General features: G+C 41.0%; 22 protein-coding genes and 1 tRNA gene. 11 read left to right on the top strand and 12 right to left on the bottom strand.

Features of this window, described 5'->3' with window-relative positions; translation table 11 throughout:
* Positions 1-152: 152 nt before the first annotated feature.
* Together ATC1_RS08955 and ATC1_RS08950 are read right to left on the bottom strand one after the other, a co-directional pair.
* The gene (locus ATC1_RS08955; RefSeq protein ID WP_062280656.1) at positions 153-503 is read right to left on the bottom strand and encodes a dihydroneopterin aldolase; all 351 of its coding nucleotides are present in this window, start codon (positions 501-503) and stop codon (positions 153-155) included.
* 3 nt (positions 504-506) lie between these two features.
* Positions 507-1031, bottom strand: a complete 525-nt coding sequence (locus tag ATC1_RS08950) for a hypothetical protein (RefSeq protein ID WP_062280652.1) — start codon at positions 1029-1031, stop codon at positions 507-509.
* A 222-nt stretch (positions 1032-1253) separates the two neighbouring features.
* Here ATC1_RS08950 and ATC1_RS08945 point away from each other — a divergent pair, with 222 nt between their 5' ends.
* Positions 1254-1745, top strand: a complete 492-nt coding sequence (locus ATC1_RS08945) for a hypothetical protein (RefSeq protein WP_152024279.1) — start codon at positions 1254-1256, stop codon at positions 1743-1745.
* Positions 1746-1814: 69 nt separating this feature from the next.
* Positions 1815-2951: an RtcB family protein gene (locus tag ATC1_RS08940; protein WP_062280646.1), complete on the top strand. Its 1137-nt coding sequence runs from the start codon at positions 1815-1817 to the stop codon at positions 2949-2951.
* A gap of 367 nt (positions 2952-3318) precedes the next feature.
* On the opposite strand, the gene ATC1_RS08935 is transcribed toward ATC1_RS08940, so the two are convergent.
* From ATC1_RS08935 to ATC1_RS08905, 6 genes are all read right to left on the bottom strand, one after another.
* Positions 3319-3498: a hypothetical protein gene (locus tag ATC1_RS08935; RefSeq protein WP_062280643.1), complete on the bottom strand. Its 180-nt coding sequence runs from the start codon at positions 3496-3498 to the stop codon at positions 3319-3321.
* Positions 3499-3558: 60 nt separating this feature from the next.
* Entirely contained in the window at positions 3559-5088 is a 1530-nt protein-coding gene (locus ATC1_RS08930; RefSeq protein ID WP_062280640.1) for a hypothetical protein, read from the bottom strand.
* A 385-nt stretch (positions 5089-5473) separates the two neighbouring features.
* Positions 5474-5674, bottom strand: a complete 201-nt coding sequence (locus ATC1_RS08925; protein ID WP_062280637.1) for a hypothetical protein — start codon at positions 5672-5674, stop codon at positions 5474-5476.
* A 237-nt stretch (positions 5675-5911) separates the two neighbouring features.
* The gene (locus ATC1_RS08920) at positions 5912-6352 is read right to left on the bottom strand and encodes a DUF6577 family protein (protein ID WP_330218455.1); all 441 of its coding nucleotides are present in this window, start codon (positions 6350-6352) and stop codon (positions 5912-5914) included.
* A gap of 9 nt (positions 6353-6361) precedes the next feature.
* Positions 6362-6685 carry a hypothetical protein gene (locus tag ATC1_RS08915; protein ID WP_062280631.1) on the bottom strand — a complete coding sequence of 108 codons (324 nt, stop codon included), beginning with the start codon at positions 6683-6685 and terminating at the stop codon, positions 6362-6364.
* Between the two features lie 547 nt (positions 6686-7232).
* A tRNA-His gene (locus ATC1_RS08905) sits at positions 7233-7304 on the bottom strand.
* 313 nt (positions 7305-7617) lie between these two features.
* Here ATC1_RS08905 and ATC1_RS08900 point away from each other — a divergent pair.
* Together ATC1_RS08900 and ATC1_RS08895 are read left to right on the top strand one after the other, a co-directional pair.
* Complete coding sequence (locus ATC1_RS08900) at positions 7618-8208, top strand: hypothetical protein (protein ID WP_062280625.1); 591 nt, start codon at positions 7618-7620, stop codon at positions 8206-8208.
* Complete coding sequence (locus ATC1_RS08895; protein WP_062280622.1) at positions 8174-9052, top strand: formylglycine-generating enzyme family protein; 879 nt, start codon at positions 8174-8176, stop codon at positions 9050-9052. Before ATC1_RS08900 ends, ATC1_RS08895 begins: the two co-directional genes overlap by 35 nt.
* A 75-nt stretch (positions 9053-9127) precedes the next feature.
* Here ATC1_RS08895 and ATC1_RS08890 read toward each other — a convergent pair whose 3' ends face one another.
* The 3 genes from ATC1_RS08890 to ATC1_RS08880 form a co-directional block, all read right to left on the bottom strand.
* On the bottom strand, positions 9128-11074 hold the full coding sequence (locus ATC1_RS08890) for a hypothetical protein (protein ID WP_152024276.1): 1947 nt from the start codon (positions 11072-11074) through the stop codon (positions 9128-9130).
* A 273-nt stretch (positions 11075-11347) separates the two neighbouring features.
* Complete coding sequence (locus ATC1_RS08885) at positions 11348-12472, bottom strand: glycosyltransferase family 39 protein (RefSeq protein ID WP_062280617.1); 1125 nt, start codon at positions 12470-12472, stop codon at positions 11348-11350.
* Between the two features lie 318 nt (positions 12473-12790).
* Positions 12791-14398, bottom strand: coding sequence for a GAF domain-containing sensor histidine kinase (locus ATC1_RS08880; RefSeq protein WP_062280614.1), 1608 nt, complete (start codon positions 14396-14398; stop codon positions 12791-12793).
* Between the two features lie 161 nt (positions 14399-14559).
* Here ATC1_RS08880 and ATC1_RS08875 point away from each other — a divergent pair, with 161 nt between their 5' ends.
* The 3 genes from ATC1_RS08875 to ATC1_RS08865 all read left to right on the top strand — a co-directional run bounded on the left by ATC1_RS08875 (position 14560) and on the right by ATC1_RS08865 (position 18207).
* Positions 14560-15735, top strand: a complete 1176-nt coding sequence (locus tag ATC1_RS08875; RefSeq protein ID WP_062280610.1) for an integrase catalytic domain-containing protein — start codon at positions 14560-14562, stop codon at positions 15733-15735.
* A 427-nt stretch (positions 15736-16162) separates the two neighbouring features.
* The gene (locus tag ATC1_RS08870) at positions 16163-16738 is read left to right on the top strand and encodes an isochorismatase family protein (RefSeq protein ID WP_062280606.1); all 576 of its coding nucleotides are present in this window, start codon (positions 16163-16165) and stop codon (positions 16736-16738) included.
* Positions 16735-18207 (top strand): nicotinate phosphoribosyltransferase, encoded by a 1473-nt coding sequence (locus ATC1_RS08865; RefSeq protein WP_062280603.1) that lies wholly within the window; start codon positions 16735-16737, stop codon positions 18205-18207. The genes ATC1_RS08870 and ATC1_RS08865 overlap by 4 nt, the downstream gene beginning before the upstream one ends.
* Positions 18208-18436: 229 nt before the next feature.
* Here ATC1_RS08865 and ATC1_RS08860 read toward each other — a convergent pair whose 3' ends face one another.
* Positions 18437-18946: a hypothetical protein gene (locus tag ATC1_RS08860; protein WP_062280601.1), complete on the bottom strand. Its 510-nt coding sequence runs from the start codon at positions 18944-18946 to the stop codon at positions 18437-18439.
* A 233-nt stretch (positions 18947-19179) separates the two neighbouring features.
* Between ATC1_RS08860 and ATC1_RS08855 the strand changes: the two genes are divergently transcribed.
* The 4 genes from ATC1_RS08855 (at position 19180) to ATC1_RS08840 (ending at position 24128) form a co-directional block, all read left to right on the top strand.
* Positions 19180-20337 carry an IS256 family transposase gene (locus ATC1_RS08855; RefSeq protein ID WP_062280044.1) on the top strand — a complete coding sequence of 386 codons (1158 nt, stop codon included), beginning with the start codon at positions 19180-19182 and terminating at the stop codon, positions 20335-20337.
* A gap of 145 nt (positions 20338-20482) precedes the next feature.
* Positions 20483-21715 carry a hypothetical protein gene (locus tag ATC1_RS08850; protein ID WP_062280598.1) on the top strand — a complete coding sequence of 411 codons (1233 nt, stop codon included), beginning with the start codon at positions 20483-20485 and terminating at the stop codon, positions 21713-21715.
* A gap of 125 nt (positions 21716-21840) precedes the next feature.
* Complete coding sequence (locus ATC1_RS08845) at positions 21841-22980, top strand: Gfo/Idh/MocA family protein (RefSeq protein WP_062280593.1); 1140 nt, start codon at positions 21841-21843, stop codon at positions 22978-22980.
* Between the two features lie 119 nt (positions 22981-23099).
* Positions 23100-24128 (top strand): galactitol-1-phosphate 5-dehydrogenase, encoded by a 1029-nt coding sequence (locus ATC1_RS08840; RefSeq protein ID WP_062280589.1) that lies wholly within the window; start codon positions 23100-23102, stop codon positions 24126-24128.
* Positions 24129-24381: the final 253 nt, after the last annotated feature.

The following is a 24381-nucleotide window of genomic DNA, read 5'->3' as shown; positions in this document are numbered from 1 at the left end:
CGCGAAGCGCAACAAAATCACAACAACAAGTTTTTCCCGATTGATTCAAATAGTAAATCGATATTTCGAATCACTGGCTTCTTCTGGAATGTCAGGTCGAAACGAACTGTCAAAGTCTTTTCATCGGACAGTTTTATCATCCTGTAAAAATATTACTTACTTCGTGTAATTTCCACTCCGACAGATTTCACAAATCGCACGGCAGAAGTTTTCTCGGTTCGGACTGTGACCGACACAACGCGCGGATGATCCAGGCACAGGCAGGCGATATCCGTCGTCAGCGCTTCCAGCGTACATCGTTCATTTCTTTCCACAAGTGAGAAGATTGCTTTTACCATTTCGCTGTAATCCACACAATCTTCGATGGAATCGGATACCGCAGCGTCGCGGATGTCCGTTTCCATCTCCACATTGACCAGAATATCCTGAGGTCTGGAGCGTTCCTTTTCAGATAAGCCAATGACACCGCGTGTCAATAAATCACAAATCAGAATTTTATCCATGTGCTATTTTTCAATTCCCTCATAAACAATCTTCGGATTCGTCATCCTGCAAAAATCCAGTTCATGCGTATCATACCGGGCAGAAGACATTTCATTGTCCTTCAAGGAAGCAACCGGCTCATAATCATTCCGGCATTTGACTTCAAATCGATACCCTTCCTGAATGGCCATGATTTTCAAATCGGTCGTCTTCAGGACGATGTCCATCCCCGGTTCAATATAAGCCAAACTTGGATTGATGCTGTTGACATGAACCGAAACCAGTCCTTTGCCCTCCTGCCAGATGCGCATGTTTCCATATCCATAAATATCGCTGAACTGCCGGCTTTGTCCTTCTCCGCTGGTGCTCGTGTTGCTGAGCGGATCGCCCAGCATAGTCACGTTGAGAATATAGATGGCATCGTCAATGTTGCTGCCCACCGATTTTAAGCTGTACCCGCTGTCGCTGATGCGGGTTTGACAGGCAGAAAGCAGCAGTGCCGCGGTCAAGACCGTCATGATCATGAAAATAATTCTTTTACCCATCATTGTTACCTCCAAAATAATCTCATCGATGACTTGATCCCTATTCCAATTATAGTTGATGTACTCCAAAAAATTTGTGATTCAAATCCGGCGATTCCAGATATGGAAAGAAACTTTTTTCAGATGTGCTGGTTTTAACTTTCGAATTGCCGGTTTGAAAACCGCTGTCAAACCCTGTAATATTAAAGAGAATCAACACTTATGATCCAAATTTCAGGAGGAATTATGATACTGAAGCTGATCTATACTTTTCTTATTGGAATCTTTCTGGCAGTATTTGTCGGTGTGGGCATTGCTGCATTCTATCCGGGGCCTAAATATCCAGAGCCGCCGGTAACGCTGAAATATTGCTCGCCCGAAACTGCCAAAAACGCCGCCGAGTATGAAGAATTCAAAAAAGACGCCGAAACTTTTGACAAAGAAGAAAAATTTTATCGGGAAAAATCCCAGCGCTATAACCGCAACGTATCCATTTTCTCGCTGGTAGCATCGATCATCATCGTGATTGCCAGTCTGACCTTCTTCAAAAAAATCCTGATTATCGCGGATGGTCTGCTCCTGGGAGGTCTGCTGACGCTGATCTATAGTGTCATGCGCGGTTTTGGTACAGAGGACAACATCTTCCGGTTCATTGTCGTGACGGTTGGTTTGATTATCTCGTTATTCCTGGGTTATGTAAAATTTATCCGACCCTCTGAGAAAAGCTCATCCGAATAGGATCGATTATTCTTCGTTAATATGGGACTAAAGAGTAACCATCTTCATGGTTCAAAACACACAAACAAGATGAAAATCCTATCCACCGAAAGAATTCCGATCAAATTCTGGCTGGATGACATTGACGGCGAAGTCCTCAAACAGGCAAGGAACCTGGCAAATCTGCAATATGCTTATAAGCATATTGCGATTATGCCTGACGCTCACGTGGGTTATGGGATGCCGATCGGCGGTGTGATGGCGACACGGGAGGTCATCGTTCCTAACGCGGTTGGAGTGGATATCGGCTGCGGAATGACAGCTGTCAAATCCGATATCCGGGAAATCCCTGAAACAGATTTGCGAAGACTTGTGATTGAATTCAAAAATGTCATCCCGCTCGGCTTCACGCATCACAAAGAAAAGCAATCCTGGGAAGGATTTCAGCGTGCTCCGGATATTGAAATCATCCAAAAAGAATTGGACAACGCCAAATACCAGTTGGGCACTTTAGGCGGGGGAAACCATTTCATCGAAATCCAGCAAGGCGACGATGGGTTTATCTGGATCATGATCCATTCCGGCAGCAGAAATTTCGGTCTCAAAACCGCCACGGATTTTCATCAAAAAGCAGTCAAATTCTGCGAGAAATATCATCAGGATATCCCGGATCGGGATTTGTCTTTTCTTCCGCTGGATTCAAAAGAGGGTATGAATTATTTCACTGCCATGAATTATGCGCTGGAGTTTTCCCGCGCCAACAGAAAATTGATGATGGAGCGCATCATTCAAATCATAGGAAAATCCCATTTTCCGGAAGAAATGATTCATGTTCAACATAATTATGCGAGCAAAGAAATCCACTTCGGCAGAGAGGTCATTGTCCATCGCAAAGGAGCGATCAAGGCAGCAGCCGGCATGACGGGTATCATTCCGGGTTCCATGGGGACGCGGAGTTATATCACGGAGGGATTGGGGAATGCAGAAAGTTTCCTGTCCTCCTCCCATGGAGCCGGAAGAAGACTTGGCAGAAGAGAGGCAATCCGCCATCTGAACCTGGATGAAGAGCAAAAGAAAATGGGCGGAATCATCGGAAAACCGCAAAAACAAAGTGAACTGGAGGAAGCGCCTGGGGCTTACAAACCGATCGATGTCGTCATGGCCAACCAGACCGACCTGGTCAGGATTCTCACGACGCTGCAGCCGCTGGCAAATATCAAGGGATAAGTGATTATGTGAACAACCATATGATTTTTGATTTCCGTTGCGATCGTGCTCTTGCAGAGTATGCTTTATCACTATAAAAGGGCTATAAAAGGGAGTATGAGACTTTCCAAACGAATCGTTAAGTGACTTACATTCAAAGAATTAAAAAAAACGAACCGTTTACCAGTTCAGATTTTAATTTTACGCGTTATTTAAGTGGTGGTCGAACCCACAACCCTCTGATCCACAGAAATAAGGTACAGCAATCAAATAAGAAATATGTATTAAATATGTATAACTGATCGAATAGAATCCCTAAATATTGTCAAATAATTCAATTAATTCTAAAGAAGATAATCGTGTAAACCTCAGTAAACACCACACATATTTACTCATAGTTTACGCCAATAATTATTCCTCCCGAGACGTTTTCTTCTTTATTACCAAAAATCATTTTTTCCAATTCCACTCTTTCATTATCTGTTTTATTATTGATCATATCCCTCATCAAAAGATGTTGCCGGCCACCAAATTCAAAGATACCAATAAATATCATAATAAACAACATTAACAAAAACCGCCTTAATCTCACAATTCATTTAACCACAAAATAAGAGTGATTACTATTTTAGTAGATGTATTTTAAAACTTCTGGGTTTGTTTCAACATTTGGTTTTAACAATCTATGTTCTAATAAACTTGGTACTTTATCTTTTTCAATCCACTCTTTCACCAGTTTCATATTTTCATCATATTGATTAGCAAAAGCATCATACCACAAACTTATCCCTACAGGAAATTTATAACCTGTAACATTATGAACTAAACCAACAATCGGTACATTATAATCCGTTTCTTCAAACATCCATCTTCTATCGTTAGAAACAGTTGAAGATCCTACTTTTTGGAATAAAAATATAAAACCTGTAGTTCCATCTGATGAATTATAAATCTGTATCGGATCAACGTAATTATATCCACATTCACCTTCAACCGTACAATCATTAATCTTATAATGACCAACCGACCTAATCGGTATTTGGTCAAAATCATCCAAAATCGCCTGTCTTTTTTCCCAAGTATCAATCTCCGAACCAAGTCCAAGCTGTATTCGGGTTCCATTCATAACAAAATTTCCATCTTTATATACTTTATGGGTAAAACGAGGTGAACTTATTTTTATCCATTCCAAGAATTTACCATTAACAAAATCATTAGCAGTTACCACCGTACATGGATTTCGCCAATTACTACAATCAGCTTCAGCAAATTTTTTAAATTTTTTTAAATTTGCTTCACTTATGTATTTTTTCCAATCACCTTCTTTTGTCAAAAACTGTTCCGCTTCTCCATCTAATTTTCTGATAAAAGTTGGTTCACCTTTGATTTCCATACACTCAAGTTCAAAACCGTTTCCATTATCACTCAAATCAATAATATTCGGACTCTTGGTTTCATTCTCTAAACTATCTTGGCTAAAAGCATAGGGCTTCAACTCTCCGGTCTGTTGATCTTTGACTAAAAATGCTGGAGAAAAACCAACTACTCCATCTTTATTGGTATCATCACTAAAATACAGACTTATTCCGGCAATTTCCTGCCCCTTCAATTCCGAGTTTTCTGCATTTTTCATCCGGTCAATTCCGGCCAAAAATGTTTCGATTCTTTTTTTCCCTTCCTCGCTATTTACTGCTTCGAGATCCTTTGAGTTGTTGCTTCGTTCCCTGATCGTATAGATCAGTATCTCTGTCGCATATTCCGTTTCCATTTGTACCAATCCGGCAGTTTCTAATGCTTCTGCCAATGGGACAACCTGGATATCTTTTTTATCTTCTGCTTCAACCAATCCCTGTTGATTCGTTGAGTCAGATACTGCCGATTCCTTTTTGTTCTCCGCTTTGGTCGGATTCGATGTTGGTTGGATTGTCTGCCCCATAAGCGCATTGTCGTTTAGTGGAATGTAATTCCCGTTTGGAGCTTTGTAGAAACCGGAGAAAAACAGTGTTCCATCGGATCCCTCTACTCCAACTCGACCGGATGCGACCAATTCTGATTCCGTGTAACCGCCGGATTTCCGTTCCAATTCCTGGGTTGTCTGGAATCCACAGGAAAGCAATATGCCAATTAACAGAACGATAGACAGCAATATTTTTTTCATATCTGTTCTCCGATGAGAGTTTGTCAAAAACGATTTGTTGTTCTTATTTTTTACAAAGCAGAACGCAATGTATTGCAATAGGAAAGTATAACATTATTCAATATTATTTGAACAATTTTCTCGATCCATTATTGATAAGTATTCCAATCCGGATTTTCATTTTACGAGGGAGACTAATGGTGGTCGAACCCACAACCCGCTGTCTTTGTTAATTCCTGAAATGGAAATAGTAGGAATTGAGCTGAGAAAACTTATTGTTGAGTTGTTGCACTTTGCAAATAAAACACAACAACCAGGTATCCTATCAATAATGCGAATCGCTGATCGATACAATATAAACAGCTATTACTGCATCAGTTAAAAATCTAATAATGAATTCATGGCGTTATTTGCTGAGCAATTCGATAGCCTGAAAATAATAATAAAAAGCCTCAATCGATGATTTCTTTAACCTCTCCAAACGCTGCAAATCATTTCGGGCATCGATATGGAAGGAAGTAAGGTTAATGTTTCTGTCGAATCGGTTAATAGCGGATGTATGAGTGAGCGTAAGAGCTGCAAGATATGCTTCTTTTGTGCCAGCCACAATTGCATTTTCCGGAGAAAAGGCCCTTCATAAATATAGCTGCGTAGACTTTGTATACTTTTTTCTAATTCTTTGTATTCGCTTTGATTATTGTTATATCCTCGTATTCCCACCATTAAGAATGAATGCCATAATCATTCTCTCGGCCAATCCAACATCGAATTTTCCCTCGAGGTTTTCAATCCATTCCTTCGTATGAGTGCGAGGCGTAATCACATTGAATTCCCCCAGTAAACTCTAAGATTCAGATGGGTCTTGTAGGACGAACCACTTCAATTTATCTTGTGCAGTTCGTCTGCCGGCGTATCGCAGCATGGAGTCCTGGTTTATGATAAAAGTGTCAAATGCATTCTCAAAAATAGAACTTAATTCCTGCCCCTGGTACACGGAAAACTTACTCTCATCCACCCGAATATCTACAAGGATTTTTTCGAGTTTTGCATAGCTTATGGGACTTCCTTTTTGCCTTTTAGGGGACTGTGAGATTATCTTTGACACAAAGATGGGTTCATCCTGAGCTCTGACATATCGATCGATTGTCGTGGAATCTGGATTAAGGAATGTCGGTCTGATGCCAAGATTGAAAAAGTGGTTAAATACTGCGCTCTCTGAGTCTTTATCGGTTTCAACGATGATCATATTTGTTCGGGGCTGATGAGTCATCATGTCATGAAGTATTCTGGTTTCTCAAAAGATGCAATTCGAGTATGGAAATTGGTCTTTGAATGCTTCAATAACCTTCTCAGCTATGAGAGAAGGAACGGGGGTGAATCTTTTCTTAATCTTTAAGGGGAGAGAGGAGATAGGTTGGATTGAGTAGACGGCGCTTCCGGAAGAATAAATTACTCCTTGTTTTTCCAATCCATAGAGAATCCTGCGAAAGCCCTGGATTGTCAGATCTGGATTCTCTGCAGTAAAGTATTGCTTCAAATCATTTTTTGTGACTGAATTGGCTTTTGCGAATTTTTGATAGAAGTCGTCGATATTAAGGGTATCAAAATAGTTTTTCATTTCTACACTGTTTCATTTTCGTAACGGGTCAGTATTGAGTTAAAAATGACGGGTTACGAATTTATTAATGGTATACCAAGGAAATTTTAATACAGCAAATTCTTTCAGTTTTTCTGCAGCGGTATCGTAAATACAAACGAAAAGTGCGGCAATCCGCATTTTTAGCTTCCGAATGGCTCAAATCTAAAATCTGTAGCAATATCATATGCCAATCTGCATTGACAGTTGCTGACGAAGAAAAAAGAAAACAGGAAACAAACTCTCTGAATCGGATACCAGATTCGTTTAAAAAGATTGTCGTTGTCAGGGATGACATAATACCATGGCATGATGAACAGGGCATCCTCTATATTGGAATCGAACAATTTCTGCTGGATGAAACTGCCATGGATCTTTAAACAGGCATAACTGACCATTTGCGTGTGGTGAGAAATTGTCAGCCTAACACACTGGATTCAAACCCTACAAACACACCGTTTGCATCCTGAAATCCAATATAATAAAAAAATCCGAACCTTTTACCAGTTCGGATTTTCATTTTACGAGGGGAGGCTAGTGGGGGTCGAACCCACAACCCTCTGATCCACAGTCAGATGCTCCGCCATTGAGCCATAGCCTCCATAGAACGCAATTAGTATACCACAAATTATATGATTACATAGAAATTCAGCGAAATTGTAATTCGGATTACTTACCGCGCGTCACCGGCCCCCGCTTTTCGAATCGCTGTCTCGAATTTTCTGGATGAGCGAATCGTATGATTTATGGGATAATTTGATTTACAGTATCACGGTTTTCAATACACCGATCGGAACTGAGAAACCATGAGATTTTTCCGGATGGATTGAAAGCAATTCGATCAACCGATCGCGTATGACAAAAGTGTTTTTCGAAAATTTCGAGTTCTTATTCAGCTATAATGGAGAGACTTTATGTGGAAAAAACTTCTCTTATTCTTAGTGATTTTATATCTATGCGCAGGATGCAAGAGCTTTTACACGCAGGAAGATGTCAACGCGACAACTGTTGCAAAAATCAAAGAAATGGCAGCGCTGCAGCGCATTAACATCACGGTTGAAACTGTCATTGTGAAGGAATACGTCGTCGTCACAGCAACACCCGGACCGACACAATTCGTTCCGGTACCATTTTCGACGATGACACCGGTTGGATTTGCCCGTTTTTCAAAAGAACAAGTCTACAAAGCGCTTGCAGAAGGCGGTCTGAAAATCCGCCAGTATTTTTTTGAGCTGGGTGAGGATGAAATCAACGGACTGGCGAAACAGGTCACCTCAGCCACGAAATTTACCGTTGAATCTTCCATGGATGAACATTTTGGCAGATTGTATATCTTTGCCAAGGAAGAAACACTTAATGATGCGAAGATTTACCTGCAATCCGCCTTATATCCGGAACACGGCAATACTGTTCTGAGCAAAGAGAACATCCTGATTGAACTGGATGCCAATACCCCCGCGGAGACCGTCCATGCAGTCCAAAATATACTGGATACTATGCATTGATTTGTCACAGATGATGAAGAAAAAGATAACAGATCGTATAACCACCCTGTCATTCCTGTTTTTTGCAGCCGCATTGCTCCTTTTTTTCGGAGTCATGATTAAAACTTCTCCCTACCGGTTGCTGCGCCCCTACATTCCATGGATCGCCGCCAGGCAGCTCGACAGTACAACGTATCGTTTTTCTGATGATCGCTCTCATCTGGAGATTAAAATACCTGCCGCGGGCACCGTCGTACAAGAAGATTTCTGGATTGACCAAATTCCGGTGACCATCAAAGCCTATCATCAATGTGTCGCGGACGGCAACTGCAATCCGGCTCATTATCGCAATTATTTTCTGAAATATTACAATTCGCCAATCTATCAATGGCTGCCTGTAACGTTCGTTTCCTGGAAAGAAGCGCTGATTTTTTGTGAAGCGCAAGGCGGAAGACTTCCGACAGAAATGCAGTGGAACCTCGCCGCCGGTTATGCACAAAAAGATCTGTATCCCTGGGGAAATTCGGAACCATCGATCGATAAGGCAAATTATGACGGATATTACCAGGGATTAACACCGGCAGGTTGGCTTCCCAACGGTGCCAGCCGATTTGGTGTTCTCGATTTGGGCGGAAACGTGCGGGAATGGACACTTGATTTTTTGATTCGGGAGACCTATATTGACATAAGAATACCGGAAAAAATTTATCAGGACGCAATTCTTTCCGATGTGGCAGACCGGATCCTCAAAGGAGGCAGCTCCAGCGATTTTCCACAGACGATGGAAGTCAGAAATCATCTATGGCACGGGCAGAATTCACCCGGCTTTAATCGTGGCTTCCGTTGTGTTTATCCAATAAACTAACAAGCAGATCTGTCCGCTGAATAACGGGAAAAAATCGGAATCTCCTTATAGTCAAGATTCAATATATCGTAATGATTATTGGCTGTTGTGTCTTACACGATGTGTTTGGTGCTGTTCCGATCGAAACACATTGTACACAATCAAGGCTGCTCCCATCAGAAAAAAGATTTCCGTACTCCAGATATATCGTCGTTCCGGTTGGTTCATGATAGAAATCATGAGATGAAGATTATGCAGCGATATCAAAACAAATCCAGTCAATGAATAGCGGGAACAGCGAAATAGTGAGATAACGATGAAAACAGCGAGCAGATAGCTATAAGGCAACCGCGGAAGACTCAGTCGCGTTCGTTCCAATCCCAACTGCAGTTGGTCTCGATATGCAGCCAGGAGTTCCGTTTTGTGCACAGAAACCAGATCCCTTGAAACACGGTCAAAAAGCACATTGGCAGTCACCGGATCAAATCCCAGTTTTTTCGCCTGTTCCAAAGCAATATGAAAGACATAATCGTTCTGAGTAAGCGCTTTTCCTTCTGATTTCATCGCTTGGATTTGTTGGAAACTGGCTGTAAGGAATTCTCGTGCAACTTCATCTTTCGGCAGAGACAGATCAGTCTCATCCATGACAGCCAGTGTCTGTCCAATTGCCGCATATCCCTGATTCGGCATGAAAATTACCTGATGATACTGCCGGAAAATATTCACCGCCGGTATAAGAATAAAAAATCCGCAAATTCCAATCCCGGCAAGGATGGGTAACAAAGCTTTTTTTCGATCCTGAACAAACAGAAGAATTGCAGCCAACAATAATAATCCGAGAATGAACATGTTAGACGGTCGGATGATAATCGAAATACCGCAAAAAAAGCCCAGGAACGGGAATGACCATTTCATTCTTTTGCCCACCAGAAAGCAAAAGATGCCGCAGGAAAGCAAGAGGGCTGCCTGGGAAATCACTTCAGACATGACATAATTGTTATAAACCCCTAAAAATTGATTCGCGAGAACGAATTCGCCGAACAAAAATACAAAATGCGGCGGGATCAGAAAACACAACAACACAGTGGCAATGAGAAAACAAAGACCTAATACTGCTTTCTGAGCTCGAACAATTTGAACCAAGCCTCTGGAATCCCCGGAATGATCCTTGAAAAGCAATTCTTCACGCCTGGCAAGATCCTTCAATCCCTCCTCAGACCGCCAATAATCCAGGTCAGAACCGGAGAACAGCGTCATAACATCTTCAACAAATCGAGGGTAACCGGGAGTTCGGATCGAACCTGCATGATAAGACTGAATATATTCTGCTGAATCAGTCCGCACGCCATAATAATCCCGCTCCGGAATGAAATAGTAAGCCAGATTGATTACCAGAATCAATCCCATGAGCAACGCGATCCATTTTGATTTTCTCTTTGAGTAATACAAATACAGAACAGAAAATCCCAAAAGCAAAAACATGACTGCATTTCGCTGTATTAACGGCATGATCCAAAATGACTTTGTCAACGGGAACACAGGCGGAACAAAAAAGCTCTTCCAGGGCAACACCAACATTAAAAGGATCAGTATGCTGATGAAACCGGCAAAATTCTTCAAACAGCTCTTAAAACATTGAAGAGATACAACATCCTTTCTGATTTTTGCTGCCAAACCCATCAAGCCGGCGGTCATCATCAGCAGCAGAACAATTGCTAAAACAGGCAATAAATATCGCATGCGAATCACAACCGGAGACAAAACAGAATAAGCATGTACACCACTGGCTGGGTCGGAATGGTCAATCGAAGAGAAAATGATGTTGTTATTCGGAAGAAGCTGATATAGTCCTTTCCCGATTTCCTTAATATCCTTGACAAGATCCTGATTGACCGCAAGTACCGGTGTATCAATCAGCACGTTATCTTCAATAAGATAAATCGGAAGGTCAAGCTTCACAGCATTCTCATTGGGTATTCTCGCATAATATGCATATCCGGACTCGTACTGAATTGCGGAAAGGTCATCATTTTGCCAAAACAAAATGAAACATCCTGTTTTATTAAGAATTCCAAACAAAGCCGGAATAAAAAAAATTGTTAAAACCGTAAACAGAAATCTTAACCAAAATTTTGAGGAGGTTTTTTGTTGCATGATGTTATTGTACCTGAGTGTGTGAAATTCAATATCCGGCCAGCGATTCGAATTGTGGGAAGGATGATATGTTGTTTTGTTATTTTTGCGCAAAGCGCAAAAATAACAAAACAACAAGTTTCCTCTTTTTACTGGAGAGCTGATTCATATTTCGAATTGCTTTTATCCGGCAAAATACCAATGTGAAAAAAGGACTACAAAATAGGCCTGCAACGGCAAACTAATACCGATAATCAGGCGATCAACCCATAGCTTTTTCCCCCATAAAGCTAAAAGAATATAACATGGAACGAACACAATTACAAAACGCCGCATGGATAATATACTTCCGCTGAGCAGCGGTATCATAAACGAAAGAAGCGTGAATAAGCCATAGGAAGGGCGAAATTTTATAAATGTAATGATCACGATCGGGATAAAGACGATTGTAAAAAAAATATCAAGTTTTTGACTGTGATCCTGTAATATTCGTAAGAACCAATCAAAGCCAACCGATCTTCCCCAACTTCCCTGCACATGGAGAAACGCTAGCGGATCTCCAAATTCACGATATAAATAAGCCATATATGCAACAATTCCCGTTACAGAAAAAATTGAAGCAATGATTCCTTTTATTGTTTGAGGGAGAATACCAATATCTTTTCGAAGAAGATCAATTTGATTTCGAACGCTCCATGGCTTCGGTAAAAAACGGATTCCTTTTTGCCAGAAAGCTTCAAACAAAATAAAGACTCCTACTAAAACGCCAGTGATACGTGTTGCGGATGCCAGTGCACCGGCAATGCAAGCCAATCCCCATTTACGTTTCCGTGCATAATAAAAACCTGCTGTTACAAATAAAAGAAAAAGGCTTTCTGTATAGACAGTTGAGAAAAAAAAGGCGCTGGGTGCTGCTGCAATATAGAATACGGCTCTGCCAGCAGTATTATCATCATAATCCTGTTTTGTTATTGCGTACAAATAAAAGAGTGCAAGAAAAAAAGAAAGATTGGCGATCAGCAGCCCGGAAATGCTGCTACTTCCGGTAATTCTGTTCAGCATCCGCATCAGAATCGGGTAGAGGGGGAAAAAAGCGACAGATTTACTCGAATAACCATTTTGAACAATTCCTATATACCATCCGCTATCCCATCGGGTTAATCCATCCTGAATGAGGTTTTGCGTATCAAGACGCCATAATCCTTCACCGGACAACACCGGAAGCTGAATCATCGAAAACAGGACAACGATGCATACCATCACTCTGGTTATGATGAATGCAGTCAGCACTGCCCCGATACATTTCATATCAATTTTCCTGGAAATCTTATACGAAATACTTTCTATACTATTCTTAATAATATTGTTCATAAAATCAATCCTTGCTGATCAATGTGTTTAATAATATGACCGGGATTACTTTTCAAGTCTCTCAGGAATTTCGTAAACTATACAATTTTAATTCAGGAGTTCAAGATATAAACCTATTTTTCGAATCAATCGAGTAAGAGTGTTGCTATGTTGTTTTTGCATTCTTCGTAACAATAACACAACAACATGTAATTCTTCTCACATTTAAAGTTACTGAAAAAAAATCATCATATTTTTCGATTTTGCAAATTCAAGTTACTCGCCAATATTCCGAAATTTTAATGAGGCAGGATGGTCATCCGGATCCAGCGGCAGTGAGAATGAAAAAATCGCGCCTTCGCGGTCAGTCCGGTTTTCAACCCACATTTTTCCACCATGTCCTTCAACAATCGCATTGCACAGATAAAGGCCTAATCCCACACCTTTTGCTTTATCTGCAGTTTTTTTTGAACGAAAAAATCTTTCGAACAGATGCGGAAAATCATCTGATGAAATGCCCGGACCTTCATCCCGAATCGATATTTCAACAAAATCTCCCGCCCGACGTCCTGAAATTTGAATTTCGCCATCGGGTGCGTATTTCATCGCATTGGATACCAAATTTAGGATCACCTGCTCAATTCGATCAGCATCACCGAAAATGATTGGAAAATCACTCGGAAAACTACATATAATTTGATGTTTATCCGATTGACTCTGCATCCTGCGTGCCACATGAATTGAAATCTGTTCCAGATTTACATCCGATCGATTCAACACCAATGCACCTGAATACAATCTGGATGCATCCAGCAGATTATTGATCAAACCGGTGAGGCGATCCGCTTCCTCTTCGATGACCGACAGTGATTCTTCCAGGACTTTGCCGTCCCAAAAAGCATCTTTCAGTCGCATCGTCGATGCGTAGCCTTTTATTAATGAAACCGGCGTTTTTAATTCGTGGCTGATTGTTGAGATGAAAGTATTTTTTAGATCATCAGCCTCCCGAAATTTTGAAATATCCTTGACCATCGCAATAATATTGACCATGACGTTATCGGCATTCATCACCGGTGTATAGGTAATGCTGACAGGAAGTGGTTTTTCAGATAATTGCCCGTATACAAGATCCCCTTCAACATACAATTTGGAATCCCGATTGAAAGGCCAGCCACCGGCCTCCCCATCCTGCAATTCCATACCGCTGCTAATCTTTGAAAAAACGATCACATCATCATGATGGAATCCAATGATCGAATCTGCCGTGCTTCTCAATAATTTCAGTAATGCGGGATTGACTTGCTCGATTTTGTGTCCATGATCTAAAACCATGATTCCATCAGCAGCAGCATTAATGAGTGCATATAATCGATTCTTCTCGCGAATATTTTCTGTGTATAAATAGGCATTATGCACCGCAATGGAAGCCTGATCTGCAAATACTTTCAGCATCATCCGGTCATTTAAGGAAAAACTGGTGTGATAATTGCGAAATATTACGATGCATCCAAGAATTTTCCCGTGTTCAACCATAGGCAATCCAACGCCATCGGTAAATCCTAACTCCTGGATTTCCTGGATACGATCTATCAATAAATTTATATCCAGCAATGCCGATTCTGTGGTTTCAATAGATTCATTTTTAAATTTCGAGAGGTAGGTTTCAATGTACTTTAACCCGGCTTCCCCAATGCCACGCGTAATTCTTACCTGCCATTTTTCTGAATCAGAATACAAGGCAATAAATCCTGCCAAACCGCCAAGAAGATCCGATGAAATTCGCAGAATTTGCCACAGCAAGGTATCCAAATCTAATTGCTGTGTCAGAATCTGTGCCAGTTCAAGCAAAAAATCTCGTTGTCGAATCCGAATATCTTGAAGCATAAAAACATCCTTTGTGTAATTCGCGTTATGGATGATTATAATCGGTTCCTCTGAAGGTTTTACTTCAGCCGGCAATAACGACGTGAATCATAATTAATGTTACCCAAGAAGTATCGGAGAATCAAAATAAATTGTTACCATAAGCTGCGGAGGAAAGGCTGATGGGTAACAAAATGAGTAAGAAAAGCAGGCTGGAATTAGCAACGCAAATACAATCCCGATATCTAAAAGCGAACAAGGCGGCGAAAGAAAAAATTCTCGATGAATTTGTAGAGAGTACCGGTTACCACAGGAAGACGGCGATACGCTTATTGCATTCAGATCTTCGGCCAAAGACGTTCAAAAAGAGACCTGGGCGAAAAAAGAAGTATCCACGAGAGATAATCAAAAAGTTGGAACGGTTGTACGAGATCAGCAATTATATCTGCGGACAGCGATTACAGCCATACATTTCCGAGCTGATAGATATACTGGAGCGATGCAATGAAATGTACTTCACATCTGAGGAAAAACGTCTGCTAACCGAGATGAGTTCGGCAACGATCAATCGAAATCTGAGGGAATACAAGAAAAACCACCAAGGAAAAGGCAAAACCATGACGAAGCCCGGCGGATTACTCAAGAAACAGATTGCGATCCGGACGGGGATGGACTGGGATGATAATCGCCCAGGTTTTCTGGAGATAGACCTGGTTGCTCATTGCGGGCAATCGGAAGCAGGAGCTTTCTTTTACACATTGACAGCTACCGATGTATGCACTGGTTGGACAGATAACTTCATTCTCCGGAACAAATCAAAAGAAGCCGTTGTGGAAGCAATGACTTTGCTTGAATCCCTTTTACCTTATCCCATCCTTGGTATTGATTCTGATAATGGCTCCGAGTTCATCAATTATCTCCTTTTTGATTATTGCAACAATCGGGAAAGAAAGATAATCTTCACCCGATCAAGACCCTACAGGAAAAACGATCAAGCTCATGTTGAGCAAAAGAACTGGGCCGTAGTCAGACGGTTGCTTGGATATAACCGCTTCTATACTCCAGACCATTTTGTACTCATTCAGCGTATTTATCAGCTGAACCATGTGTTCAATAATTTCTTCCAACCTGTACGTAAGACCATTGCCAGACCAGACAAAGATGCCGGTGTCTTTTCTCCTAAATACGAATCTGCTAAAACACCTTTCCGTCGTATCCTTCCATCTGGCGTCTTATCATTTCCTAAAAAGGCCTCTCTTGTAAACCTGTATAATGCATCAAATCCCGTCAAGATCCTTGCAGAAATCAATGATCTGCTCCGTATTCTTGCCGAAACTTCTTCTTATCAAACAAAGTAACGATAAAAATTGGCTGCTTGGGTTTTTTCGCTTTAGGCCAATCCCTATCGTTTATGGTAAAATGCCCCTGCACTTCCAGGGAGTAGAGCTCTGCTGGGGAGCAACTCGAGCACTGGATGTGCCCAATTTACTATCGTAGAGATGCCTACGCATCTCTACATTTTTCGTGGTCGTTGGGTAACATTTTTATTTGATTCTTCGATCCCCTCAAAGTAACATTTTCTTTTGATACACACCGATAATTCGAAAAATAGACTTGCTATTCGAATAAAAAAAAGAAAAAACCTACCCATATTTCAAAAAAATATTACACATCCGATCATGAAAATTGAATTCTATTTTCACAGGAATCGCGGTTAAGAATTATCATCACTTGACAATCTCAAAAAGTTATTATTTATGCTAATATTGACTTGGGAGAGAAAAAATGACAAACATTGTTATTGTAATGGATATGAATATTGGCTTTGCAAAAAGAGGTTCGTTATTCAGTCCCCGAACAGAAAAACTGATTCAACCGATTGCAGATTTTTGCAGAGAAAAATCAAAAGCCGGATGGACAATATTGGCGCTGACAGATACACATGATCCGTCAGATGTCGAATTCGGGTCTTTTCCGCCTCACTGTCTTTCCGAATCCGAAGAATCGAAAGTCGTTCCTGAAATCGGACAGTATTGCGATATCACACTACCGAAATATACTACAGGAGGATTCTTTGAAGTACAAGAAGCGTCTGAGAACGATGCGCGCTTCGATTTAAGACAGTATGATGAAATTCATGTTGTCGGATGCTGTACTGATCTTTGTATCTATAATTTTTCGATAATCACCCAAAAATATCTTGAACTTCAATATCATCACAAGAACATTTCCAGGATGCCGAAAATCTTTGCTCATAAAGCCATGATTGACACGTATGATATGGAAGGACATCCTGCTGAAGCGATCAATCAGACTTTTTTCGGACACATCGCGCTGAATGGAATCGAGGTTATTGAATGATATCTTTTTCATCCAAAGATAAATTTGATTCACGGAACTTAACGATGCTTTGCGATTTTTATGAATTGACGATGGCCAATGGCTATTTTAAGAACGGGATGAAAGATACCATTGCGGTCTTTGATCTTTTCTTTCGAAGAATTCCTGATGGCGGCGGCTTTGCATTGTTTTGCGGTCTTGAGCAAATTATCCAATATCTTGAAAATTTAAAATTCTCTGATGAAGATATTTCCTATCTTAAAAAGCGGAAATTGTTTGATCCGCAATTTTTAGATTATCTGCGTACATTCCGATTTGAATGTGATGTCTGGTCAATGACCGAGGGGACACCTATTTTTCCAGGAGAGCCGATCGTTCGAGTCAGAGGCCCGATTATTCAGGCTCAATTTATCGAAACGATGCTGTTAGTAACAATCAACCATCAATCATTGATTGCGACAAAAACAAACCGCATCGTTCGCGCTGCAAAAGGGCGTTCGGTTTTTGAATTTGGGTCTCGGCGCGCACAGGGATACGATGCCGCCAATTACGGCGCCCGAGCTGCTTATATCGCCGGTGCAGCTTCCAGTGCGAATACATGGTCTGATGTTCATTTTGGAATACCTGCCAGCGGAACCATGGCGCATTCATGGGTCCAGTCCTTTGATACTGAGCTGGATTCTTTTATCGCTTATGCAAAAACCTACCCCAATGACTGTACTTTACTGGTAGATACTTATAACACGCTCAAAACAGGCGTTCCAAATGCCATCAAAGTAGCCCACGAAGTGTTGGAACCGATGGGTCATCGATTGCAAGGAGTTCGTCTGGACAGCGGTGATGTCGCTTATCTTTCCAAGAAAGTTCGAAAAATGTTGGATGATGCCGGTCTGGACGACTGTAAAATTGTGATCAGCAACTCACTGGATGAATTTTTGATTCGTTCCATCCTTTCACAGGGTGCGCAGGTAAATGCGTTTGGAGTAGGGGAGAATCTGATTACAGCCCGCAGTGAAGCGGTTTTTGGAGGCGTATATAAACTCGTCGCGACGTATGATTTGGATGGCAATGTTATTCCAAAGATAAAAATCTCAGACAACTTTGAAAAGATAACCACACCTTCTTTCAAAGAGGTCTGGCGATTATTTGAAAAGGATGATCACCATCCGCTTGCCGATGTCATCACACTGGAACATGAAGTGATTCCCGATGACGGACCTTACGAAATTTTTGATCCGCTGGATACCACGAAAAGAAAAGTTGTAACGCATTACATTGCGAAAAAGATGCTGGTCCCGATTTACGAGAAAGGCACACTTGTTTATCAGTCGCCGAATTTACATCAAATCAGGAAGGAATGCCATAAGAATGTCAGCGAACTATGGGAAGAAATGCTCAGATTGGACAATCCGCATCAATATTATGTCGATTTGTCCCAGGAGCTTTGGGATCTGAAGACCAATATGCTCAAGGAATTACGTACGAAATAATAACCATAGAGATGGTGAATCTTCTGAGAAGATTCACCATCTCTTTTTTTACCTGATTTCATTAGAATAATCCGTTTTTTTCTGACAATATGGGAGTGGGAAGCCAGAATTCCCTATTACCATAAAAGAATTCGAAATTGAATTGACCAACTGCATTTTGAAAGATTATGAACAACATATTTTTCTTGCGTTTTTGAAAGGTCAGTCCAAATTTCGAATTGTTGGAAAATTACTTATCGGATATTTCGGCCTTTTTCCAATGAGAATCTCTTTCTGATAATTTCGAAGTCTCTTCAATTCCTAACTCAATTTGATAGTTTCTCATCGCATCACGAACATAATTAGGAAATAGAGGTTCATTTTGAAAAGCAAGGTAGCCAGTCATCATTCGAATATCATATACAACATCTGAAGTCAAGAAAACTGGGCCAAGATCATCAATTACTTCTTTCAAAATTTCCTGTTTTATATTCTTTTCTCCATAAACAATACCGGCAGTCCATTTTTTCTGCCAGCGGGATCCCCGTGCAGTAGCTTTCTTAATTTCTTCTATTCCAAGTTCAACCCGATTATCGCTCAATGCACCACCAACAAAAGCATGATATTGGGTACTATCGACAAGATCAAAATGTGCTATTTTCATTCGAGTATCTTCAGATACGTCTCTGGTAGTAAAAACTGGCCCAAGATCATCAACTACTTTTTTTAAGACATTAAATTGAATATCCTGCCTTCCCAATCCGAACCTCCTTTGAAGTAAATAGGTTATTTTTTATGATAATTTGTATAAAATTATTTATACTTATTTTTCGCAAATATAAAATACAATATTACTACAATTTGAAATATAGACAAATCGTTTTTAATCAGACGAAGTTGGTGTAACATATTTTCTGTAAAATAAAGAACCTTAACAAAAGAGGTGAGTCAGAAGTATCCTTATAGTAACCAAACCATAAAAGGAGACTAGAAATGACTCACCCAAATAATTATACCTTTACAGAGGAAATAGCGGAAAAAGGATTGGAAGCAATTCCAGAAATGATGCGAGTGCTGATAAATAACGCCATGCAAGTAGAAAGATCAAGGTACTTACAAGCTGAACAGTACGAACGCACAAAGGATCGCAAGGGACATGCAAATGGTTTCAAACCGAAGACGATACAGACCAGGATAGGAAACATTACCTTTGCAGTTCCACAGGTTAGAGAGGGTGGTTTTTATCCCAGTGCTCTGGAAAAGGGACTGCGAAGTGAAAGAGCCCTTACGATCACACTGGCTGAAATGTATGTACAGGGAGTATCGACTCGGAAGGTAAAAACCATTACGGAACAGCTTTGTGGGATTGAGGTCTCAGCCACACAAGTCAGCCGGGCAACAGCGCAATTGGACGAAGTACTGCAAGAATGGCGTGAAAGGCCATTAGGAGAGATCAGCTATCTCTTTGTGGATGCCCGATATGAGAAGATTCGTGAAGCAGGACAAGTAAGAGATGCAGCGGTTTTGGTGGCCTCTGGCATTACGCCAGAAGGCGAACGGCAAATACTTGGGGTTTCAGTTTCGCTTAGTGAGCATGAAACACATTGGAAAGCATTTTTAAAGAGTCTAAAAGAGCGAGGGTTACACGGAATAAAGCTGATTATCAGTGATGACCATGAAGGTCTAGGGGCAGCCAGAAGAGCAGTTTTTGGCGGTATTCCCTGGCAACGGTGTCAGTTCCATCTGCAACAGAATGCCGGAGCTTATCTGCCCAGACAATCGATGAGATTGGAAGTGGCAGCAGACATCAGAGCCATATTTAATGCTCCTGATCGAAAGACAGCAGAAGAGCTCTTGCAGAGCGCCATCCAGAAGTATGCTATTTCTGCTCCGCGGCTTTCATCTTGGCTCGAAAATAACCTTTTTGAGGGTTTTTTGGTTTTTGATTTTCCATTGGAACATCGAAGAACGATACGAACAACCAATAGTCTGGAGAGGATTAATAAAGAGATTCGCAGACGGACAAGAGTGGTTGGTGTGTTTCCAAATCAAGCTTCTTGTCTCAGGTTGGTCTCGGCATTACTGATGGAGACCTGCGAAGAATGGCAGATCGGAAAACATTTTTGTACTGGCAAGTTTATGAATTCTTAAAGATCTATGGATATTTCAGACTCTAATTTACAGAAAAAGGGTTGCATAATCCAGACGAATGAGATAAACGATCCTGTAGTGTCTGAATGGATTTATTAGCACAAAGAATTTAATATTATCTAACAAAAAAAGAAAGCAGGAAACGATGGCAAAATCATTTATTGATATTCTCATGGATTCTATTATGGAAACAACAATGATTCCTAAAGCACAGACTGAACGGGTAGTTGAGCCCATTCTGAGCATGTACATAGAAGATGTTTTAACTGAAACATTGCAAGAAGATCCGGTTTTTTCTGGATCAATTCGAATGATCTGTCCAGAATTTCCTCTCAAGAAACCTGATAATAACCAATCGACCAATGTCGATTGGTTAATGATAAATCCAGACCGCAATCAACTTCTTTTAGTAGAATTAAAAACCGCTGACACCTCTGATAACCTTAACCAAATTGAAATCTACCACAGCATACAGAAGAAAGTCATGGATAGGAAGACCGGCTTGTTCCTAATTGAAGACATTAAACAAGTGCGGGATGCGTCAAGTGAATCCGGAAAATATCAATACATTCTGGAAAAAAAAGTTTTACCAAATCAAAAAGAAATAATCGCATGTCGCGAGGCTAAGATACTTTATCTGGTTCCCAAGAGTATGGAAACGAAAGTTAAAAGTCACGTAGATATGGTTTTAACCTTTGGAATGTTAGCGAAATCCATATCGGGTTTATTTGCTGAAGAGTGGAGCATCATTCATAGTCGTTTGTGTGAGTTGGATGATTTATCTCGAAATACACGAAATCAAACCTCTCCTAAATTTCAAACGACCTCCGGTCAGAATTACAAAGAAATATATAGTTTCGATGCAATCCTCGATTTATGTAAAAAGCGCGGTGATTCTATCCTAGTGGGATTTATGGGTGGCATCAGCGAACTTGAAAAAAGAGATCTTGATTCGCTTGTTGTTAGAGCATTTAAGTGGGATGAATCATCGTCATCAATAGGTAAGAAAGAAATATGCAATTGGATACCAGGTTTTACTTTTCTGAAAATTGTTGACAGTAAGCGAGACAGGGTAAAATCTACAAATTCAGATGAATGGATCACTTCATCAAATCGATCTGGAAATTGGCAAGGTACACTCAATTTTTATGAAATGTACAAGCTTTGCGAAGAACAAAGAGATGACATTATCATCGGCTTCCTTGGGGGAAAAGAAGCGTTTTCTAACTGTGGGCTCGATGCGTTAAAAATTCGTCCCTCTTATAAGTGGGATTATGCAAAGAAACTATCAGGGAAGAAACAATCCAATTGGTTAACAGGTACGATGGTGATCAAGTTATTGGAGCATTTTTATGGTTATACCAGCAACAAGGCATAATAAATATTAAAAACAGCAATCTTCCCCATAATTCGTATTTCTGGAATTTATGTATTTGCGAAATTCGGAAAGTGGCTTTATGATAAAACCTGAAATATTTCATAACCATCGAAAGGTTTAGCATTGTGGAAAAAATAAGAACCGCAGTCATCGGGTGCGGTAAAGTTGGAGTAACGCATGCTCTGGCTTATCAAACCCTTCCTGAATCCGAAATATCTGCTGTATGTGACATTTCCATGGAAAAAGCTGAAAAACTTGCTGGAGATTTTCGAGTTCCTGCATATACCGATGTTGAAAAAATGATCCGCGAAAATGGAATCCAGGCAGTATCAGTCTGTACACCGCACCCGCTGCATGCAGATATGATCTGCAGCGCTGCCGCAGCCGGGGCACATGTGATTTGCGAAAAACCGCTGGCATCCAGCCTGAGCGACTGTGATCGGGCGATTCAAGCCTGTGAAACAGCTCATGTGAAGTTGGGGGTAATCAGTCAGCGAAGATTTTATTGGCCGGTTGTGCGCATGATCAAGGCAATACAGGCTGGCAAAATCGGGCGACCTGTCATCGGAACCATGGAGGTCATGGGCTGGCGCAGTCCCGAATACTATCAAATGGATTCCTGGCGTGGAAAATGGAAAGAGGAAGGCGGCGGTGTCATGGTCAATCAGACACCGCACCAGTTGGATCTTCTGCAATGGATCATGGGTGACATTGATGAATTATTCGGATATTGGGATAATTTCAATCATCCCTCCGTGGAAATTGAGGATACTGCCCTGGCAGTGATTCGTTTTAAAAACGGAGCCATGGGATCATTCTTTGTTTCAAATTCGCAAAAGCCCGGATTCTGGGGGAAAATTCACATCCACGGGGATTCAGGATATTCGGTAGGAGCACAAATCGAGGGCGGATCCGCTTTCATTTCCGGTGTAACAACGAAAGTTGAACCTGCTTATAACGATATTTGGACAATTCCAGGCGAAGAACAAATGCTGTCGGTTTGGAAAGAAGAAGATACGAGAAACACCGAAAAACACGATCCGATGACCTATTTCCATCATCTTCAAATTGCAGATTTTTTGGATGCAATTATCAAAGATCGGACACCGGCAGTAGATGGATATGCAGGCAGAAAAACTGTTGAGATTTTTACAGCCGTCTATCGGTCGCAGCGGGATCGGAAACCCGTTCATTTTCCATTGAAGCCGGAAAACGGAGATGACTTTGACGGACGTTTATCCTTTATTCCGTTTTCAAAACGATAGAAAGTTTTCTATTTCTTATAAATATGCAAGAAGATCAGTTCAGATCAGCAATTCGTAAGAGTGGTTGACATTTTGAATTGCGGATTTCAGATATATTGACTTAAAAAAAGGAATAATTCATGAAGGCGCTTGTTTTAACAGAATATCAAAAGATGGAATACCTTGAAGTAGAAAAGCCGGAAATCAGCCCCGATGAAGTGCTTATCCAGGTGAAAGCCTGCGGAATTTGCGGTTCAGATATCCACGGATTTGACGGATCCACTGGACGGCGACGCCCTCCGGTCATCATGGGACATGAAGCAAGCGGAGTCATTGCAGAAGTCGGAACCGCCGTAAAAGGGTGGAACGTTGCGGATCGAGTCACATTTGATTCGACAATTTATTGCGGTCATTGCCGTTATTGTCAGAACGGGCAAATCAATTTATGTGAAAACCGTAGAGTACTGGGCGTTTCCTGCGAGGAATATCGAAAAGATGGGGCTTTTGCCGAATATATCGCAGTCCCGCAACATATTTTGTACAAACTTCCGGATGAAGTCACTTTTAATCAGGCAACAATCGTGGAACCGCTATCGGTTGCCGTCCATGCAGTCAGTCTCAGTCCACGGACGATCAACGCATCAACAGCTGTTATTGGAGCAGGTATGATCGGATTGCTTGTAATTCAGACATTGCGAGCAACTGGATATGGAAACATCATCGCAATTGATCAAGATGAATCACGCCTGGAAATGGCAAAAAAAATGGGAGCTGATGTTGCAATTTATTCTGATGATACAACCGTTGTAACTGTTAAAAAAATAACGGGCGGTGAAGGAGTGGATATCGCATTTGAAGTTGTCGGAGCAAACAGCAGTTTCAATACGGCAATTCAATGTGCACGAAAAGGCGGCGCAGTTACGCTGATCGGCAACGTTTCGCCAAAAGTGGAACTTCCACTACAAACCGTTGTAACACGGCAAATCAGGCTGCAGGGTTCTTGTGCTTCGAGTGGAGAATATTCCGCCTGTTTAGATATGATTGCTCGTAAAATGGTTGATGTGGATTCGATCATCAGCGCTGCCGCACCGCTTTCTCAGGGAAATGAATGGTTTTCAAAACTATATCATCATGAAGGGAACTTCCTGAAAATTGTTCTAAATCCTTAAAAGTCGAGATAGAATTCCCTGATTTTATACGATCATGAGCACGCTGAATCTACAGTAAATAGGGTACGGGTTCTCATGATTGTTTTTTTTAACCTCACTTCAAATTGCAGCCAAAAGGAATGTATATCGACATATCAGGGTATCGGTTATTCTACCGATGCAGTCTTCTGTTTCTTTTTTCCCAATAAGCTTATCTATATTTCGAATAGCTACTTTTTTGAAATACAGGGCAAAACGATTAGAGTATAATTTA

The organism is Flexilinea flocculi (assembly GCF_001192795.1).
Classification (GTDB): domain Bacteria; phylum Chloroflexota; class Anaerolineae; order Anaerolineales; family Anaerolineaceae; genus Flexilinea; species Flexilinea flocculi.
Note: the sequence above shows the minus strand (reverse complement) of the source record. Positions and strands in the feature narration are given on the sequence as shown.

Bases quoted from the DNA above. Each gene is read 5' to 3' on its own strand.
- ATC1_RS08930 (WP_062280640.1), bottom strand. From the start codon at position 5,088: ATGAAAAAAATATTGCTGTCTATCGTTCTGTTAATTGGCATATTGCTT.
- ATC1_RS08955 (WP_062280656.1), bottom strand. From the start codon at position 503: ATGGATAAAATTCTGATTTGTGATTTATTGACACGCGGTGTCATTGGC.
- ATC1_RS08945 (WP_152024279.1), top strand. From the start codon at position 1,254: ATGATACTGAAGCTGATCTATACTTTTCTTATTGGAATCTTTCTGGCA.
- ATC1_RS08870 (WP_062280606.1), top strand. From the start codon at position 16,163: ATGACAAACATTGTTATTGTAATGGATATGAATATTGGCTTTGCAAAA.
- ATC1_RS08940 (WP_062280646.1), top strand. From the start codon at position 1,815: ATGAAAATCCTATCCACCGAAAGAATTCCGATCAAATTCTGGCTGGAT.
- ATC1_RS08900 (WP_062280625.1), top strand. From the start codon at position 7,618: ATGTGGAAAAAACTTCTCTTATTCTTAGTGATTTTATATCTATGCGCA.
- ATC1_RS08895 (WP_062280622.1), top strand. From the start codon at position 8,174: ATGCAGTCCAAAATATACTGGATACTATGCATTGATTTGTCACAGATG.
- ATC1_RS08950 (WP_062280652.1), bottom strand. From the start codon at position 1,031: ATGATGGGTAAAAGAATTATTTTCATGATCATGACGGTCTTGACCGCG.
- ATC1_RS08885 (WP_062280617.1), bottom strand. From the start codon at position 12,472: ATGAAATGTATCGGGGCAGTGCTGACTGCATTCATCATAACCAGAGTG.
- ATC1_RS08880 (WP_062280614.1), bottom strand. From the start codon at position 14,398: ATGCTTCAAGATATTCGGATTCGACAACGAGATTTTTTGCTTGAACTG.
- ATC1_RS08935 (WP_062280643.1), bottom strand. From the start codon at position 3,498: ATGTTGTTTATTATGATATTTATTGGTATCTTTGAATTTGGTGGCCGG.
- ATC1_RS08850 (WP_062280598.1), top strand. From the start codon at position 20,483: ATGGCAAAATCATTTATTGATATTCTCATGGATTCTATTATGGAAACA.
- ATC1_RS08865 (WP_062280603.1), top strand. From the start codon at position 16,735: ATGATATCTTTTTCATCCAAAGATAAATTTGATTCACGGAACTTAACG.
- ATC1_RS08915 (WP_062280631.1), bottom strand. From the start codon at position 6,685: ATGAAAAACTATTTTGATACCCTTAATATCGACGACTTCTATCAAAAA.
- ATC1_RS08840 (WP_062280589.1), top strand. From the start codon at position 23,100: ATGAAGGCGCTTGTTTTAACAGAATATCAAAAGATGGAATACCTTGAA.
- ATC1_RS08875 (WP_062280610.1), top strand. From the start codon at position 14,560: ATGGGTAACAAAATGAGTAAGAAAAGCAGGCTGGAATTAGCAACGCAA.
- ATC1_RS08855 (WP_062280044.1), top strand. From the start codon at position 19,180: ATGACTCACCCAAATAATTATACCTTTACAGAGGAAATAGCGGAAAAA.